The following is a 17,946-nucleotide window of genomic DNA, read 5'->3' as shown; positions in this document are numbered from 1 at the left end:
GAAACTTTGCCTTTTTAGTAGTATTAAGCCATAATACAACCATTTTTCCTTTAGAAAGTAAAATTATGGTAGTATTCTACTCCCGAATTACAACCACTTTTCCGCCTCAAACCCAATTTTTGTTGTATCTACTTCAAAAAGCAGCCCTCCATTTCCCAATTTCTCTCATTGAAACCCTGTCCCCTCTTTTGTATAATAAGTAGGTTAAGAGGTGAACGTATGTTAAAATCGAAAACTCGTTGGATCGTACGACCGTCAAATCATGAAAAAATGAGTGACTTAGTTGAAGAATTGGGAATCTCACCGTTAGTTGCTTCGCTACTTGTTAACAGGGGATTAGACGATCCTGCTCAGGCAAGGGCTTTTTTATTTAATGAAAATCAAGAATTCCATGATCCTTTTCTTTTAAATGACATGGATAAAGCTGTTCAAAGGGTTCAAGAGGCTATTGCCAATGGAGAACTGATCCTTATCTTTGGAGACTACGATGCAGATGGGGTCACAAGCACAACCATCATGATGAAAACCCTACAGGAACTCGGTGCAAATGTTCAGTTTTACATACCGAACCGATTTACTGAGGGTTATGGACCCAATGAAGGCGCATTTAGATATGCACATCAAATCGGAGTCAAACTCATTATCACCGTCGACACAGGGATTGCAGCGCTCCAGCCAGCACTCGTTGCGAAAGAGCTTGGGATCGATTTGATTATTACGGACCACCATGAACCAGGACCAGAATTACCAGAGGCACTAGCTATTATCCATCCAAAATTGGAAAATGGTCACTATCCATTTCCAGAGCTTGCAGGGGTAGGTGTAGCATTTAAATTCTCCCATGCGTTACTTGGTAGAGTTCCAGAACATTTACTCCAATTTGCGGCAATTGGAACCGTAGCAGACCTCGTTCCACTTAAAGATGAAAATAGATTAATTGTTCAAAAGGGTATCAACGAACTGCGCAAAACCCAAAATGCAGGTGTAAAAGCTCTATTAAAGATAGCAAAAGTGGATCTAGGGCAAATCAACGAAGAAACGATTGGCTTTACACTTGGACCGCGTATCAACGCAGTAGGAAGACTGGAGTCAGCGGACCCAGCGGTTGAGCTTTTACTAGAAGAAGATCCAGACCAAGCTGATATGCTAGCAGAGGAAATCGAACAACTTAATCAAGATCGGAAACAGTTGGTAAATGCTATTACAGAAGAGGCGATCCAGTTGGTCGAAGAGCATTTTCCAATCTCTGAAAATACTTGTATCATCGTTGGAAAGGAAGGCTGGAATTCTGGCGTCATTGGGATTGTAGCTTCTAAGTTAGTTGAAAAATATTACCGCCCTACCATTGTTTTAAGTTATGATCTTGAAAAGGGCTTAGCGAAAGGCTCTGCTCGAAGTATAGAAGGTTTTGATTTATTTAAAAATCTATCAACTTGCCGTGATCTTTTGCCTCACTTCGGTGGACACACGATGGCTGCGGGAATGACGTTAAAGCTTACGGATGTTGATGACTTAAGAAATCGAATGAACATCTTAGCAAATGAGCAACTTAAAGAAGAAGATTTAACCCCAATAACTTATATTGATGCAGAAGTAAACATTGAAGATATCAGCATTGAAGTAGTAGAGGAAATGAATCGGTTAGCCCCTTATGGCACAGACAATCCAAAGCCAAAAGTTCTCATTAAGGATGCTCCGATTGATAGTATCCGAAAAATTGGTTCTGAACAAAATCATTTAAAATTATCTCTAGAACAGAGTGGAGTCACTTTAGATGGGGTCGGATTTGGGCTAGGTCCAGCCTTTGATCATGTTTCTCCACATTCCAATCTTTCTGTGATCGGAGAATTATCCATTAATGAATGGAACAATCGTAGGAAACCACAAATATTCCTGCAAGACCTATCTGTTTTATCATGGCAATTATTTGATTATCGTGGCGGGAAAAAAATTACCCCACTTGCCGAATCCTTACCAAGAGAACAGACGAAATGGATCATTTTCCAACCAGATCTCTATACAAGAGTGAAAAAATCGTTGACTCATTCAGATGTCATTTTGCTTTCTTCAGATGAAGATGCGTTACAATTGGAACTTGATCAATGTCACGTTATTCTAGTTGATTTTCCAACTTCAAAAAGTCGATTGGTCCAATTGCTAGCGGGTAAAAACGTGGCGAGAATCTATGCTCATTTTTATAAAGCCCAGAGTGATTTCTTTTCAACCATCCCAACAAGGGATCATTTTAAATGGTTCTATGCATTTTTAGCGAAAAAAGGACCATTTGATTTGCAAAAAAATAGCGGGGCTTTGGCAAAATATCGTGGGTGGACAAAGGAAACGATTGATTTTATGACACAGGTGTTTTTGGAATTAGAATTTGTTACAATGGAGAATGGATTCGTTACATTAAGGAAAAATGCGAATAAGCATGACTTATCTGACTCAAGCACATATAAACAAAAACAGGAATCTCTATTACTTGAAAAAGAGTTACTATTTTCATCATATGAGCAATTGAAAAACTGGTTTGATCATGTAATTCATACAACAGTGCAACATGAGGAGGAAGTAAAGGAATGGATTTAACACGCTATGTGGAGATTGTACAGGATTATCCAAAGCCAGGCATAAGCTTTAAGGATATCACCCCATTAATGAATAATGGTGAGGCATATAAATATGCTACAGATCAAATTGTTGAGTATGCACAAGAAAAACAAATTGATTTGGTGGTTGGTCCTGAGGCTCGCGGATTTATTATTGGATGTCCGGTTGCCTATTCACTTGGGGTAGGTTTTGCTCCAGTTCGTAAAGAAGGGAAACTTCCTCGTGAAACAGTCAAGGTAAGCTACGGCCTTGAATATGGAAAAGACGTTCTTACCATCCATAAAGATGCGATTAAACCTGGTCAAAGAGTATTAATTACCGACGACCTTTTAGCAACAGGAGGTACGATTGATGCAACCATTCAATTAGTTGAACAACTAGGTGGAGTGGTAGCAGGAACAGCTTTCCTCATTGAGCTAAGTGAATTAGAAGGAAGAAAAAAATTAAAAGGTTACGATATGTTAACGTTAATGACCTTCTAGCAAAGGGAGCGCTTACAACTGAGCGCTCTTTTCGTATATATTTTCGATTCGCGAAATAAGATTTATCAAACGGACTAAATTATTCATAAACATGTCGAAAAATAATATCATTTTCTTTACATCGTGGTCATTTTTATTGATAATAATAACAATCATTAATTTTTTGGTAATAAAAAATACGAAATGAATAAAAAGGTGATTACATGGCGAATGATCAAGTGTTAACCGCCGAACAAGTCATCGAAATAACGAGTAACTACTTAATCGATGAGGATGTAGAGTTCATTAAGAAAGCCTATGAATACGCCCAACATTCTCATCGTTTTCAATATAGAAAATCCGGTGAACCGTATATTATACATCCGATTCAGGTAGCAGGCATTTTAGCTGATCTTGAAATGGACCCGTATACGGTTGCCGCTGGTTTTTTACATGACGTTGTTGAAGATACAGAAGCTACATTAGAAGATATTAAGGAAATCTTTAACGATGAAGTGGCCATGCTCGTCGATGGTGTTACGAAACTCGGTAAAATTAAATATAAGTCCCATGAAGAGCAGCAGGCAGAGAATCATCGGAAAATGTTTGTAGCGATGGCACAGGATATCCGGGTCATTATGATTAAACTGGCCGACCGACTCCATAATATGCGAACATTAAAACATCTTCCAGCAGAAAAACAACGTCGAATTGCAAATGAAACATTAGAAATATTTGCACCACTAGCGAATCGTCTCGGTATATCAGCGATCAAATGGGAGCTAGAAGATACCTCATTACGTTATCTAAATCCTCAACAATATTATCGAATTGTGAACCTAATGAAACGGAAACGAGCCGAACGTGAGGAATATTTAGATGATGTAAAAAACGAATTAAAGAGTCAATTAGATGAAGTTGGCATTGTAGCAGAATTATCGGGTCGCCCAAAGCACATTTATAGCATTTATCGAAAAATGGTTCATCAAAGTAAGCAATTCAATGAAATTTATGATTTGCTTGCTGTACGAATTATTGTGAATTCCATTAAAGATTGCTATGCGGTACTTGGGATCATTCACACCTGTTGGAAACCAATGCCTGGTAGATTTAAAGATTATATCGCAATGCCAAAGCCAAATATGTATCAATCCCTGCATACAACCGTTATTGGTCCGAAAGGGGATCCACTTGAAGTGCAAATTCGAACAAAAGAAATGCATCGAATTGCAGAATATGGGGTGGCTGCACATTGGGCGTATAAAGAAGGAAAAGCTGTTCAGGAAGGTTCTTTTGAGGAAAAACTATCATGGTTCCGTGAAATTCTTGAGTTTGAAGAAGATATCGTGAATGCCCAAGAGTTTATGGAATCATTAAAAGTTGATCTATTTTCGGACATGGTCTTTGTTTTCACACCAAAAGGGGATGTCATCGAGCTTCCAGCTGGATCGGTACCAATTGACTTTGCGTATCGAATTCACTCAGAAATTGGAAATAAGACAATTGGTGCTAAAGTAAATGGGAAAATGGTTCCTCTTGATTATAAATTAAAAACAGGGGATATTTTAGAAATCCTAACATCCAAACATTCCTATGGTCCAAGCCAAGATTGGTTAAAACTTGCGCAAACGTCTCAAGCAAAAAATAAAATTAGAGCCTTTTTCAAGAAACAAATGCGTGAAGAAAATGTAGAAAAAGGCCGTGAGCAAGTCGAAAGAGAAATTCGGGCAATGGAATTCGATTTAAAAGAAATTTTAAATCCTGATAATGTTAAACGAGTAGTGGAGAAGTTCAATTTTGCTAATGAAGATGATATGTATGCAGCTGTTGGGTATAACGGAATCACGGCTTTACAGGTAGCCAATCGATTAACAGAAAAATGGCGTAAAAAGCGCGATCAAGAACAAATTGCAAATATATCCAATGCCGTATCAGAATTAAAAACACTGCCACAAAAAAGAAAACGTGAGTCTGGTGTCCGTGTCGAAGGAATTGATAATCTCCTTATTCGTCTTTCACGTTGTTGTAATCCTGTTCCCGGAGATGATATCGTTGGATTTATCACTAAAGGAAGAGGGGTATCGGTTCATCGGAAAGATTGTCCGAATATCGTGACAGATGATGCGAAAGAAAGATTAATTCCTGTTGAATGGGAAACAGGTCTGAATGATCGGAAAGCATACAACGTAGAAATTGAAATTACCGGATTTGACCGCAGAGGATTGTTAAATGAAGTTCTCCAAGCAGTCAATGAATCCAAAACCGATATTACAGCTGTAGCAGGAAAAACGGATCGCAATAAAATTACGACGATTACGATGACCATTTCGATTTTAAATGTGAGTCATTTGCAGAAGGTTGTCGATCGAATTAAGCAAATACCTGATTTATATGCGGTTCGAAGAGTAATGAGCTAAGGTGATAACATGCGAATAGTTTTACAAAGAAGCAAAAGAGCAAGTGTAACGGTTAATGGGGAAATAGTCGGTGAGATTGAGAGCGGGCTTGTATTACTAGTGGGCATCACTCATGAAGATACGGAAGAGGATGCCCGCTATTTAGCAGACAAAATCGTCAATTTGCGAATTTTTGAGGATGAAAATGATAAAATGAATCATTCGCTCATTGATGTTGGAGGCAGTATCCTTTCGATCTCTCAATTTACTTTATATGGTGATTGTCGTAAAGGCAGAAGACCTAATTTTATGGGGGCGGCAAAACCTGAACAGGCTAAAGCTATTTACGATTATTTTAATCGTCTTTTACAAGAGAAGAATATAAAAGTAGAAACGGGTGAGTTTGGAGCCATGATGGATGTATCCTTAATTAATGACGGTCCCGTTACCCTAATTGTAGACAGTAAATAAAAGCGAGCTGACCGATTGGTCATGCTCGCTTTTATATTGAATTAGCATTAGTACTGGTTTTTAAAATAACGAGCAAGTCCCTCGTAAATTCCAGTAGTAACTAATATTTGATAATGCTGGGATGTGATGAGTAGTTCTTCACTCGGATTGCTTAAAAATCCAAGTTCAACGAGAACCGCATTTTGGCTGTTTTCACGAATGACATAATAGTCTCCTTTACGAACACCACGATTATGTATATTCGTTTGATCGATGATCGATGAATGGATACTTACTGCCAATTCCTTTTGCCAAGGATGATAGAAAAAAGTAGTTGCTCCCTCTGCGCCATCATTAAAACTATCATAGTGAATGGATATAAACGCATCCGCATTCATCCGATCCGACATCGCCACACGTGTAGGCAATGTGATATATTGATCTTTATAACGGGTTAAAGTCACCTCAGCACCTGCATTTTTCAGCTTGTTATATAATCTAGTCGCGGTTTCCATCGTAATGTTTTTTTCTAAAGTACCGCTTGCACCTGTAGTTCCCTTATCTTTTCCCCCATGACCTGGGTCGATGACAATTTTTTTCCCTTGTAAGTAGTTTTCGAGATGGTCATTGCTTGTGGATGATACTTCTACATTTTTTGTTTGGGGAAGATTTTCACTTTTTTCACTTATAAGCCATTCTGCTACATATCCAGTTTGTCCATTTTGAAGTTTAATTTGGTACCAATCATTTTTAAAGTCAACGACTTCGAATGCGTCTCCTTTATTTGCTCTAGCTAAAATGGTTGATAGCGTGTTTGGGTTTTTTCGGATATTGGTCCCGTTATGGGTAATGAAAATTTGATCTAATGTAGAAGAATTAGTTTGATCGTCAGAATCATCTAACTCATTTTCTTGAACGAAAACTAAATAATCAGCAACCCAACCCTCGTCTCCATTTGGAAGGTTTATTTGAATCCAGTCACCGACTTTTTTAACGAAATGATATTTTTCACCCTTATGGATGGTTGTCATATAATCGTCTTGTAAGCTTGGACCACTGCGTACGGTTAAATTATCTGTATTGACGGTAACGGTGTAGTCTGCTGCTTCTGGATGTATCGTCGGAAATACAAACGTTATACAGAGTAACATGAGTAAAGTAAATATGAATTTCCTCTTGCCAGTTTCTACCAGTGTCGTTCCCTCCTTTTCTATTGGACCCATATAACTTCCACCAGAAAATGCTGTGTTGGACAAGCTAATAAAACCCCAATTAAAATACTTCTATTTTTTTCTAACAATTCCTTCTACTTATTTTAATTCTTTAAAAAAGGGTCGATGAAAAACGGTCTGGGTGAAATGAATCGTTTAAATTTGGTTAAACTAAATGAAAACAACTAGGGGGATGAAACATGCGCCACGGAGACAAAGGAAATTCTGTCTTTTCAGGAGAGAATCAATTGTTGGGTGTGGATTTCAGAGATTCGATGCAAAAAGAGCAATCCACTACATCGGTGGAAGCCGCTTCTGAATATGGTTTTGCCAATCAGGATATTAAAAAGTTAAAGAGGCGATTAGAACGAAATTAAAGGAGAACTATTGACAATTTTCGAGTTGATTCGTATGATGATTAAATGAAGTGAAACTTTAATGACAATCAAAAATGAAAGCTGTAGAAGAAGAAAAGTAGTTTAGTTTCAGATGGATAGAGAGGAAACATCTTAGGCTGAAAGTGTTTCCCCATAAATGGCTAGATGAAGAACACTTTGGAGGCTTCTCTCTGAACAAGATCCTTTCTTTATTAGGAGAAGAACGTGACAGGCGTTAACTGGAAAGTGGGAGTGAATTCGTTCACTTCAATTAGGGTGGCACCACGGGAATTTCAGCTCTCGTCCCTTGTATGAGTTTAATCTATACAAGGGACGAGAGCTTTTTTAAATGCGTGAAAATCTTTCGTATTGTACGGGAGGTTCTCAAGGACAATTTTGACTGAAATCAGGCTAATAAGTCCATGAGGGAGGTTTAAGGTCACTTTTACTAGAATCCTACAAAAAAGTCCATAAGATTAAAGCTAAAGGACTTTTTAGTATAAATCTCAGATAAAAAGTCCATAAAGGAGGTTTACATAAAAATGTCTATCCAAATTCCAAGAGGAACACAGGATATTTTGCCAGGTGAAGTAGAGAAATGGCAATACATTGAACAAAAGGCACGAGAGCTTTGCGAAAGATTTCAGTATCATGAAATTCGCACACCCATTTTTGAACATACAGAACTTTTTACAAGAAGTGTTGGGGAAACAACAGATGTTGTCCAAAAAGAAATGTATACCTTTGAAGACCGAGGTGGAAGAAGTATCACATTACGTCCAGAGGGAACGGCTTCTACCGTACGATCTTTTGTTCAGCATAAAATGTACGGAGACCCGAACCAACCGGTTAAACTTTTCTATATGGGACCGATGTTTCGTTATGAAAGACCACAAGCAGGGCGTTTTCGCCAATTCGTCCAGTTTGGGGTGGAAGCGTTAGGGAGTAAAGACCCGGCCATTGATGCGGAGGTCATTGCACTAGCAATCTCGATTTATCATAGCTTAGGGTTAAATAAGTTGAAGTTAGTCATCAATAGTCTTGGTGATAAAGAAAGCCGCCAAGCACACCGGACCGCTTTAATCCAACATTTTCAACCTCGTATTGGTGAGTTCTGTCAGGACTGTCAAAATCGATTAGAGAAAAACCCAATGCGAATTCTTGATTGTAAGCAAGATCGTGATCATGAACTAATGCGAACAGCTCCATCGATCATTGACTATTTAAATGACGAATCGAAAACTTATTTCGATAAAGTACAGCAGTACTTGACGGATTTGGGGATATCCTTTGAAGTGGATCCTAACCTAGTTCGCGGACTAGATTATTATAATCATACAGCTTTTGAGATTATGAGTGATGCCCAAGGGTTTGGGGCGATTACAACTCTTTGTGGTGGTGGTCGCTATAATGGGTTAACACAGGAAATCGGTGGTCCTGAAACACCAGGAATCGGTTTTGCTTTCAGTATTGAACGCTTTATTGCCGCCTTAGAGGCGGAGAATGTCGAACTTCCGATCAACCGTAACATCGATTGTTATCTTGTGTCTTTAGGAGAAGAAGCACAAGATTATACAGTTAAGCTTTTACATCAACTCCGTTTGGCTGGTTTTTCAGCTGAAAGAGATTATTTAAATCGTAAAATCAAAGCGCAAATGAAAGCAGCTGACCGTTTGAACGCAAAATATGTAGCGATTTTAGGAGAAGATGAACTGGCAGCTAATAAGATTAATGTGAAAAAGATGGAAACTGGTGAACAGTGGGAAATCGATTTAGAAAACTTTATTACTGAATTTAAAGATTTGAATTAATAGGAGGAAATATCGTGACTGGAAGAAGTTATTTTTGTGGAGAAGTACCACAAACGGCAATTGGGGAGAAAGTAAAATTAAAAGGATGGGTACAAAGACGTCGTGACCTTGGCGGACTTATTTTCATCCATTTACGTGACCGTACGGGAATTATCCAAATTGTGTTTAATCCAGAGGTTTCGAAAGAAGCGTTAGAAGTAGCAGAAAAGGTTCGAAGTGAGTATGTGGTAGAAGTAGAAGGAACTGTCATTGCTAGAGCGGAAGATACGTACAACCCGAATTTAAGTACAGGTACAATTGAAGTTCAAGTCGAGAACATGACGATCATCAATGAGTCAAAAACACCACCATTTATGATCGAGGATGATGTAGAAGTATCTGAGGATATTCGTTTAAAATACCGTTATCTTGATTTAAGAAGACCAACGATGTTCAATACGTTAAAAATGCGCCACCAAGTAACAAAAGCAATGAGAGATTTTCTTGATGGAGAAGGATTTCTTGATATTGAAACTCCGATCTTGACGAAAAGTACCCCAGAAGGTGCACGTGACTATTTAGTACCAAGTCGTGTACATCCTGGAGAATTCTATGCTCTTCCACAATCACCACAAATCTTTAAACAACTATTAATGGTTAGTGGTATTGAACGTTATTATCAAATTGCTCGTTGTTTCCGTGATGAGGACTTACGTGCCGATCGTCAACCAGAATTTACACAGCTTGATATTGAAACAAGTTTCTTAAGTGCTGAGGAGATTCAAGACCTTACCGAGCGCATGATTGTTAAAATTATGAAGGAAGTTAAGGGCATCGATGTAGTAGCTCCATTCCCTCGTATTCCTTATGACGAAGCGATGGGAAGCTATGGATCAGATAAGCCTGATACTCGTTTTGAGATGAAGTTAGTGGACCTAACTGAAGTATTCAAAAGCTCTAGTTTTAAAGTTTTTGCTGGAGCTATCGCAAACGGTGGCCAAGTAAAAGCGATCAATGTTAAAGGTGGATCCGTACAATATTCACGTAAGGATATTGATGGTTTAACAGAATATGCTGCACGTTATGGTGCTAAAGGTCTAGCATGGCTAAAGGCAGAGGAAGATGGATTAAAAGGACCAATCATTAAATTCTTTACAGATGAAGAGCTTGCCTCATTAAATGAGTTACTAGGAGTCGAAAAAGACGATTTAATTTTATTTGGTGCAGATAAGAAAAAAGTGGTTGCCGATGTACTAGGTAATTTACGTTTAAAAATTGCGAAGGATATGAACCTAATTGATGAAAATAAATTCAATTTCCTTTGGGTAACAGATTGGCCGTTATTAGAGTATGATGAAGATGCTCGTCGTTTTACGGCAGCACACCATCCATTCACAATGCCTGTAAGAGAAGATGTTGATCTTCTTGATACAGAACCAGAAAAAGTACGTGCACAAGCCTATGATATCGTATTAAATGGGTATGAACTTGGTGGAGGATCTCTTCGTATTTATGAAAGAGAAGTGCAAAATAAAATGTTTAAAGCACTCGGTTTCACAGAAGAAAAAGCCAATGAACAATTTGGATTCTTATTAGATGCTTTTGATTATGGTACACCTCCACATGGTGGAATCGCTTTAGGTTTAGACCGCTTCGTTATGCTGTTAGCTGGAAGAACGAATCTTCGTGATACGATTGCATTCCCTAAAACAGCGAGTGCGAGTGATTTATTAACGAATGCACCAAGTGAAGTAAGCCCTGAACAATTAATTGAGCTTAACCTTGCATCAACTGTCATTAAATAATCATTGTCCAAATCTTGATGACTAAATCCAGTTATGCTATTATAAACGTAAGCAAAAAGGAGTCCTGATGTGTTCGTAAGTGAAACCATTCGTTTGACCGAACATTTTACCTTTGGGAGTCCAGAGTTCATTAACAGCGTACATGCCTAACCTATTTAGGACTTACAAAAGTTATGACAGGACACCCACCTGCTCGAGTGCGGGTTCAAACAAGGTATAAAAGCGACGGCATAATTGGGACTCTTTTACATAGCCTTATGATCAAAACCATGTCAATATTGGCATGGTTTTTTATGTTAAGGGAGTAGAAGTTCTTTGAAGTTAGATGAATACCTAGCTCCTAGTGAACAAACAATTGCGTCAAAATCGATTCGAACTAACGTGCTCATCGTGTTTCCTTTATCTCAAGGGGGAACATCAATTAAAATCCGCCACGTCCTGTAGCGAACGTCGATGTATGCACATCCTGTACAGGTAAGTTCATACGGAGCTGAGCACTCAAGGAAAAGCTTCTTTGAGTTTGCTTCACAGGAACAAAAGACTTTTTGTTCCGAAGGCGCTCCGCTTTTCTTTTTACTTACTTTTTTAAAAAAGTATGATATATTCAGTTACAGGAAAAAATGAAGCTTAAGAAGGAATATTGGAGTTGGTAATATTATGTTACATCAGTTTTCGCGGAATGAACTCGCGTTTGGTAAAGAAGGTTTAGATATATTAAAAAATGCTACCGTTGCCGTTTTAGGTGTTGGAGGTGTAGGTACGTTTTCAGCTGAAGCTTTAGCACGTTCTGGGGTAGGAAAATTAGTATTAATTGATAAAGATGATGTGGATATTACAAATGTTAACAGGCAGATCATTGCGCTTCTTTCAACGGTTGGTCAACCAAAGGTTGATTTAATGAAAAAAAGAATTGCGGATATTAACCCGGATTGTGAAGTAGTGGCATTGAAAATGTTTTACACAGAAGAAACATACGAAGAAATCTTTAATTATGATCTAGATTTTGTTATTGATGCATCTGATACGATTTCTTATAAAATACACCTGATGAAAGAATGTTTGAAACGAAACATCCCGATGATTTCAAGTATGGGTGCAGCCAACAAAATGGACCCTACTCGTTTCCAAATTGCAGATATCTCAAAAACCCATACAGACCCCATTGCAAAGGTCATTCGTACAAGATTGAGAAAAGAGGGTATTCGAAAAGGAATCCCAGTTGTCTTTTCTGATGAAAGTCCGATTGTGATCCGTGAAGATGTTCGTAAAGTGGTAGGTAAAGACGATGCGGAAATTCGTAAAGCCAAAATGCCACCATCCTCAAATGCATTTGTTCCATCTGTTGCAGGCTTAATTATGGCCAGTTATGTTGTAAGACAATTATTAAAAGACATTAAAATAGATACAGTGAAAGATGTAAAATCGTCTAACAACTGAGCATACAAAAGAGCGTTGTGGTGGCATTAAACTCAACGCTCTTTTTTTAATTAACTCGCGATTTCAGACTTTTTGTCTTTGACTAACTTGTAATGATTTTCAAAGTAATCATTTGTCTCACTTACAACGACTTTACTAAGTAAGATGAGAGCGACTAGGTTTGGTATCATCATAAGTGCATTTGCCATATCTGCAAATGCCCATACGGTTGTTAGACTGGTAATCGCTCCAATGCCACAAGCGAACACATAAATAACCCGATAACTGTTAATCCCTTTGACGCCAAACAAATACTCGAAACATTTAACCCCATATACATACCATCCAACGATTGTAGAGAAACCAAAGAATATGATCGAAATCGCAACAATGTATTCTCCAAGTTTGCCAAGGTTTGCAGCAAATGCTGCTGTCGTTAAAGCCCCGCCTTCAAGACCAGTCTCGAAAGCAACGCCCGATAATTGTCCACCTGTAGGATCCCAGAATCCTGAGAACATGAGGACAAGCCCAGTCATTGTACAAACAATAATCGTAACAATAAAGGTACCAGTCATCGCAACAAGCGCACCTTTTACCGGATGGTCTGCTTTAGCATTCCCAGCAATAAGGGCTGCAGTTCCTAAGCCTGCTTCATTTGAGAAAATACCACGAGAAACACCACTGCGAATTGCCTCTGATACTAAGATCCCTGAAAAACCACCTACTGCAGACATCGGATTAAAAGCATAATAGAAGATTAATTTAAAAGCGGGAATAATTTGGTCAAAATTCATTCCGATTATGATTAGCGAACTTGCTAGATAAAAGATCGCCATAATGGGAACAAGAAAACCAGCGACATCACTGATTCTTTTCAGCCCGCCCATAATAATGAGACCAACTAATACAACAAGGACAATGCCTGTCATCATTGGAGCTACACCAAAGGAAGTGTTCATTACTTGAGCAATCGTATTCGATTGTACACTATTCCCAATTCCAAGTGCTGCAAAAGCACCAAAGATAGCAAAGGCAACAGCTAAGAATTTGAATTTCTTCCCAAGACCTCTTTCTACGTAATACATAGGGCCACTTGAATATTCTCCGTTTGCATTTTTAACACGAAATTTCATCGCAAGAATTGCTTCAGCATATTTGGTAGCCATGCCAAACAGACCAACGATCCACATCCAGAAAATGGCGCCTGGTCCACCTACTGTGATTGCTGTTGCTACTCCAGCAATATTCCCAATCCCGATAGTCCCAGCAAGAGTTGTCATTAGCGCTTTAAAATTACTCACATCACCTTCAGCGTCTTGTTGCTGACCTTCTTTCGTAAAAGCTAATTTAAATGCATACCCTAACTTTCTAAATTGAAGCCCTTTAAGCATAATGGTTAACAGTATCCCAGTTCCAAATAAAAGGATTAAACTTGGTGTTCCCCATAACACCGCATTTATTTTGTTTAATACTGCAACTATGTCCATGATATGCCTCCCTATTCATTATATGGTAGCGCTTACATTTAAAATTGTAACATGTTCAATCACACAAACCATTATGTTATTTTCACAAAAATGATCGTAAAGTAATATTTTTTATTTGTGGAAATACACAAAGTATAAGTTTTTAATTCGTTAAATTTGACAAAAATGTTATACAAGAAAAAGCGGTAACTGTAAATATGATACGTTTTTACGTTATAATAAAAGAAGGATTAAACAGGGATTTCTTACTGGAGGTGATGGAATTGAACTTAGAACCACTTGCCTATCGTATGCGACCAGCTACCATTGATGAAATCGTAGGGCAAAAAGAAATTATTGGGGTTGGGACCAATTTATATAAGATGGTAAAAAACGGGTATGTACCTTCCATGTTATTGTATGGTGAACCTGGAATCGGAAAAACCTCTCTTGCACATGCAATTGCAGGAACGACGAAACTTCCATTTATCGCACTGAATGCAACAACATCGGGAAAGAAAGACGTAGAGGAAGTCGTTCAAGAATCCAAATTAACGGGAAAACTGATCTTGTTTTTAGATGAGATCCATCGCTTTAATAAGGCACAGCAGGATTATTTACTGCCACATGTTGAAAATGGCAGTATTATTTTAATTGGTGCGACAACCGAAAACCCCTTTCACGATGTGAACCCAGCCATACGTAGTCGGTGTGGACAAATATTGCAATTAACAAGATTATCTCAAGATGATATTAAAGATTTAATCATACGTGCTCTATCCCATAAGGAAAAAGGATTAGGGAATCTGTCTATTAAAATAGATGAGAATCAAATACAGCGGATTTCAGAGGGCGTTAATGGGGACGCGAGAAAGGCATTAACGATGTTAGAATCAATCGTCTATGCTTCTGATATGGACGACGATACGTATATAGTAGAGGATGCCACCATTGAAAAGATGATCTCACGAGTTGGAGTGGGTGGTGACAAAAAAGGGTCTCATTTTTATAATCTTTTATCTGCACTCCAAAAAAGCATTCGTGGAAGTGACGTAAATGCGGCGCTCTATTATTTAGCTCATTTACTTGAGAATGGAGATCTAATTTCTGTAAATAGAAGATTATTAGTGATTGCCTATGAAGATATTGGATTAGCCAATCCCCATGTCGGTAGTCATGTATTCGCTGCCGTTCAAGCAAGTGAAAGACTTGGACTGCCTGAGGCGAGAATTCCACTAGCTGCTGCTGTTGTAGAAATGTGTTTGTCGTCAAAGTCGAACTCTGCTTATCAAGCATTAGATAAAGCGATTGATGATATTCGGAAGGGAAAAGTGGGGGACATTCCAAAACACTTACGGGATAGTCATTATGCTGGGGCTGCTGTTTTAGGTCATGTCGGCTATCAATACCCACATGATCATCCAATTGGAACATTTGGTGGTTGGGTTAAACAAGAGTATTTACCAGAAAACCTCAAAGGAACCGAATACTATCAACCTGTAGAAGCAGGAGAAGAAAAAAGGCTGGGGGCTATTTATAAAAGGCTTCAACAGTTTAAGGAAAAATCATGAAGGAAATGGGAAACCCTCCAAAGACCATGAAATTATGATATAATAACAAAAGTCTATCTCAATACTATGCTTTTTAAGCAGACTGGAAGGGTACAATGTACAAAAAATATACGGGTCAATTAGGTCCAAGATTTTCTATTTTTATCCTTGGGCTACTTGTCATGTCACTAGGAATTGTTCTTGTGATCGTCGCTGACCTTGGACCTGCTTCGTGGGATGTTTTGCATATAGGTTTATTTTACCAATTTGGATTAACCATTGGTACTTGGAATGTTATTATAGGAATTGGAATTGTCCTATTATCCTGTCTTTTGCTTAAATCATTTCCACCAATCGGAACGTTTATAAATATGGTGCTAGTAGGTCTTTTTATGGATATGTTTTTATGGCTTCCTTTTTTACAAACACCAGATACGACCGTTGGTAAAATCGTTATGTTTATTTGTGGGTTATTCATTAATTGTTATGGCATGGGATTATATATTTCCGCACAATTAGGTGCCGGACCTCGGGATAGTTTAATGCTGGCAATTACGACGATTACAAAATGGAAAGTGGGACCTGTTCGTACAACTCTAGAATTAGCAGCGGTTCTGATTGGTTGGCAACTAGGGGGTCCTTTATTTTGGGGAACCATCGTTTATAGTGTATTAATTGGTGTGATCGCTGGTTTTGCATTGCCACAATGCCAAAAGTTGACCGATTTGATTTTAAAGAAAATGAAGAAACAGTCAAAACAAATGATTGAAAAATATAATAGGAGTGTTTAAAATGAAAATCTCTACCAAAGGTCGATATGGCTTAACCATTATGATTGAATTGGCAAAAAAATACGGAGAGGGTCCTGTGTCACTTAAATCGATTGCACAGGCAAACGATCTCTCTGAACATTATTTAGAACAACTGATCTCTCCATTGCGTAATGCTGGTCTAGTAAAAAGTATTCGTGGCGCCTATGGCGGTTACGTGTTAGCAAAAGAGCCATCAGAAATTACATCTGGTGATATTATTCGTGTTCTTGAAGGTCCGATCACACCTGTTGAAGGAATTGAGGATGAAGAACCGGTAAAACGGGCATTATGGATAAGAATCAGAGATGCAGTTAAAGATGTATTAGATAGCACAACCATTCAAGACCTTGCAAACCATACAGACGATGGTGAAGTTGATTCATATATGTTCTATATTTAAGCTTTCTTAAACGGAAAAGCTTATTCTTTTTTGTAAAGTAGGTGAAAGGTTTGGAAAGAATATATGTCGATCACGCGGCTACAACTCCCACAGATCCTGTAGTCATTGAAAAAATGACTGAAACGATGGTAAACAGTTACGGAAATCCATCAAGCATCCATTGGTTTGGTCGTGAGGCAAGAAAAATCATTGATGATGCACGAGCAGGGATCGCCAAAAGTATTGGAGCCACTGAAACAGAAATCATTTTTACGAGCGGTGGAACGGAGGCCGATAATTATGCCATTTTTGGTGTAGCAGAGGCCAATCGTGATAAAGGAAAACACATTATTACAAGTGTGATCGAACACCATGCCGTACTGCATGCTTGTCAGGAACTTGAAAAAAGAGGGTTTGAGGTTACTTATTTACCTGTTGATGAGAACGGGGAGATCTCGCTAACCGATTTTCAACATGCCTTACGTGCTGATACAATTCTTGTTACGATCATGTACGGAAATAATGAAGTAGGTTCTATCCAGCCGATAGCTAAAATGGGAGAAATCCTTGAAGACCACCAAGCAATTTTTCATAGTGATGCTGTTCAGGCGTACGGAATTGAAAAATTGAGTGTAAAAGAATTAAAGGTTGATTTACTCAGTGTATCAGCTCATAAAATCAACGGGCCAAAAGGGATTGGGTTTCTTTATGCGAAAAAAGGAATTCAATTGTCTCCTCGTCTATTTGGTGGAGAGCAGGAACGAAAAAGACGTGCAGGAACAGAAAATGTTCCAGCTATTGCAGGCTTTTTTGAAGCTGTAAAAAAGATTCAAAATGAGCAAGACATGAGATGTGAGCAATATAAAAAATATAAAGAAGTGCTTATTGACACATTAAAAACAAACGATATTACCTTTCATATAAATGGAAAACTGGAGGAATCACTCCCACATATCTTGAATGTAAGTTTTCCAGGAACAAATGTTGAGGCGATGCTTGTTAATTTAGACTTAGCAGGGATTGCGGTTTCAAGTGGTTCTGCTTGTACAGCAGGGACAGTTGATCCTTCGCATGTGCTTGTCGCTATGTTTGGACAAGAATCACCTAGAATTGCAGACTCCATTCGTTTTAGTTTTGGTACAACGAATTCAGTGGAGCAAATTAAAAATGTAGGCGAAGAAGTTTCTAAAATTGTGAATCGATTATTACGTTAATGATCGAAA

14 protein-coding genes, 1 other RNA gene and 1 other annotated feature are annotated in these 17,946 nt (G+C 38.3%); of the genes, 13 read left to right on the top strand and 2 right to left on the bottom strand.

What is annotated here, in order from left to right; translation table 11 throughout:
* Positions 1-219: 219 nt before the first annotated feature.
* The 4 genes from recJ (at position 220) to dtd (ending at position 5,938) form a co-directional block, all read left to right on the top strand.
* Positions 220-2,589 carry a single-stranded-DNA-specific exonuclease RecJ gene (gene recJ, locus Q5760_RS19325; RefSeq protein WP_428909238.1) on the top strand — a complete coding sequence of 790 codons (2,370 nt, stop codon included), beginning with the start codon at positions 220-222 and terminating at the stop codon, positions 2,587-2,589.
* A complete protein-coding gene (locus tag Q5760_RS19320; RefSeq protein WP_428909237.1) occupies positions 2,580-3,092 on the top strand; it encodes an adenine phosphoribosyltransferase in 513 nt (170 codons plus the stop codon). The genes recJ and Q5760_RS19320 overlap by 10 nt, the downstream gene beginning before the upstream one ends.
* Before the next feature lie 203 nt (positions 3,093-3,295).
* Positions 3,296-5,488 carry a RelA/SpoT family protein gene (locus Q5760_RS19315; RefSeq protein WP_428909236.1) on the top strand — a complete coding sequence of 731 codons (2,193 nt, stop codon included), beginning with the start codon at positions 3,296-3,298 and terminating at the stop codon, positions 5,486-5,488.
* Positions 5,489-5,497: 9 nt separating this feature from the next.
* The gene (gene dtd, locus Q5760_RS19310; protein ID WP_428909235.1) at positions 5,498-5,938 is read left to right on the top strand and encodes a D-aminoacyl-tRNA deacylase; all 441 of its coding nucleotides are present in this window, start codon (positions 5,498-5,500) and stop codon (positions 5,936-5,938) included.
* 47 nt (positions 5,939-5,985) lie between these two features.
* On the opposite strand, the gene Q5760_RS19305 is transcribed toward dtd, so the two are convergent.
* Positions 5,986-7,140 (bottom strand): N-acetylmuramoyl-L-alanine amidase, encoded by a 1,155-nt coding sequence (locus Q5760_RS19305; RefSeq protein WP_428909234.1) that lies wholly within the window; start codon positions 7,138-7,140, stop codon positions 5,986-5,988.
* A 188-nt stretch (positions 7,141-7,328) separates the two neighbouring features.
* On the opposite strand from Q5760_RS19305, the gene Q5760_RS19300 reads away from it, so the two are divergent.
* From Q5760_RS19300 to Q5760_RS19280, 5 genes are all read left to right on the top strand, one after another.
* On the top strand, positions 7,329-7,505 hold the full coding sequence (locus Q5760_RS19300; RefSeq protein ID WP_428909233.1) for a hypothetical protein: 177 nt from the start codon (positions 7,329-7,331) through the stop codon (positions 7,503-7,505).
* Between the two features lie 75 nt (positions 7,506-7,580).
* Positions 7,581-7,816 (top strand) — a binding site (T-box leader).
* Positions 7,817-8,047: 231 nt separating this feature from the next.
* Positions 8,048-9,316: a histidine--tRNA ligase gene (hisS, locus tag Q5760_RS19295; RefSeq protein ID WP_428909232.1), complete on the top strand. Its 1,269-nt coding sequence runs from the start codon at positions 8,048-8,050 to the stop codon at positions 9,314-9,316.
* A gap of 14 nt (positions 9,317-9,330) precedes the next feature.
* Complete coding sequence (aspS, locus tag Q5760_RS19290) at positions 9,331-11,100, top strand: aspartate--tRNA ligase (RefSeq protein ID WP_428909231.1); 1,770 nt, start codon at positions 9,331-9,333, stop codon at positions 11,098-11,100.
* 58 nt (positions 11,101-11,158) lie between these two features.
* Positions 11,159-11,345, top strand: a non-coding RNA gene (gene ssrS, locus Q5760_RS19285) — 6S RNA.
* Between the two features lie 412 nt (positions 11,346-11,757).
* Positions 11,758-12,537 carry a tRNA threonylcarbamoyladenosine dehydratase gene (locus Q5760_RS19280; protein WP_428909230.1) on the top strand — a complete coding sequence of 260 codons (780 nt, stop codon included), beginning with the start codon at positions 11,758-11,760 and terminating at the stop codon, positions 12,535-12,537.
* 50 nt (positions 12,538-12,587) lie between these two features.
* On the opposite strand, the gene Q5760_RS19275 is transcribed toward Q5760_RS19280, so the two are convergent.
* Positions 12,588-14,003: an alanine/glycine:cation symporter family protein gene (locus Q5760_RS19275; RefSeq protein WP_428909229.1), complete on the bottom strand. Its 1,416-nt coding sequence runs from the start codon at positions 14,001-14,003 to the stop codon at positions 12,588-12,590.
* A 263-nt stretch (positions 14,004-14,266) separates the two neighbouring features.
* Here Q5760_RS19275 and Q5760_RS19270 point away from each other — a divergent pair, with 263 nt between their 5' ends.
* The 4 genes from Q5760_RS19270 (at position 14,267) to Q5760_RS19255 (ending at position 17,937) form a co-directional block, all read left to right on the top strand.
* Positions 14,267-15,553 (top strand): replication-associated recombination protein A, encoded by a 1,287-nt coding sequence (locus Q5760_RS19270; protein ID WP_428909228.1) that lies wholly within the window; start codon positions 14,267-14,269, stop codon positions 15,551-15,553.
* Between the two features lie 95 nt (positions 15,554-15,648).
* On the top strand, positions 15,649-16,323 hold the full coding sequence (locus Q5760_RS19265; RefSeq protein ID WP_428909227.1) for a YczE/YyaS/YitT family protein: 675 nt from the start codon (positions 15,649-15,651) through the stop codon (positions 16,321-16,323).
* Between the two features lies 1 nt (position 16,324).
* Entirely contained in the window at positions 16,325-16,744 is a 420-nt protein-coding gene (gene cymR / locus Q5760_RS19260; RefSeq protein WP_428909226.1) for a cysteine metabolism transcriptional regulator CymR, read from the top strand.
* 50 nt (positions 16,745-16,794) lie between these two features.
* Positions 16,795-17,937, top strand: a complete 1,143-nt coding sequence (locus tag Q5760_RS19255) for a cysteine desulfurase family protein (protein ID WP_428909225.1) — start codon at positions 16,795-16,797, stop codon at positions 17,935-17,937.
* The last annotated feature ends 9 nt before the right edge of the window (positions 17,938-17,946 follow it).

This window comes from Niallia sp. Kr1 (assembly GCF_050389805.1).
GTDB lineage: Bacteria > Bacillota > Bacilli > Bacillales > Cytobacillaceae > Bacillus_BD.
The sequence above is the reverse complement of the archived record's forward strand: the minus strand, read 5'-3'. Positions and strand labels throughout refer to the sequence as shown.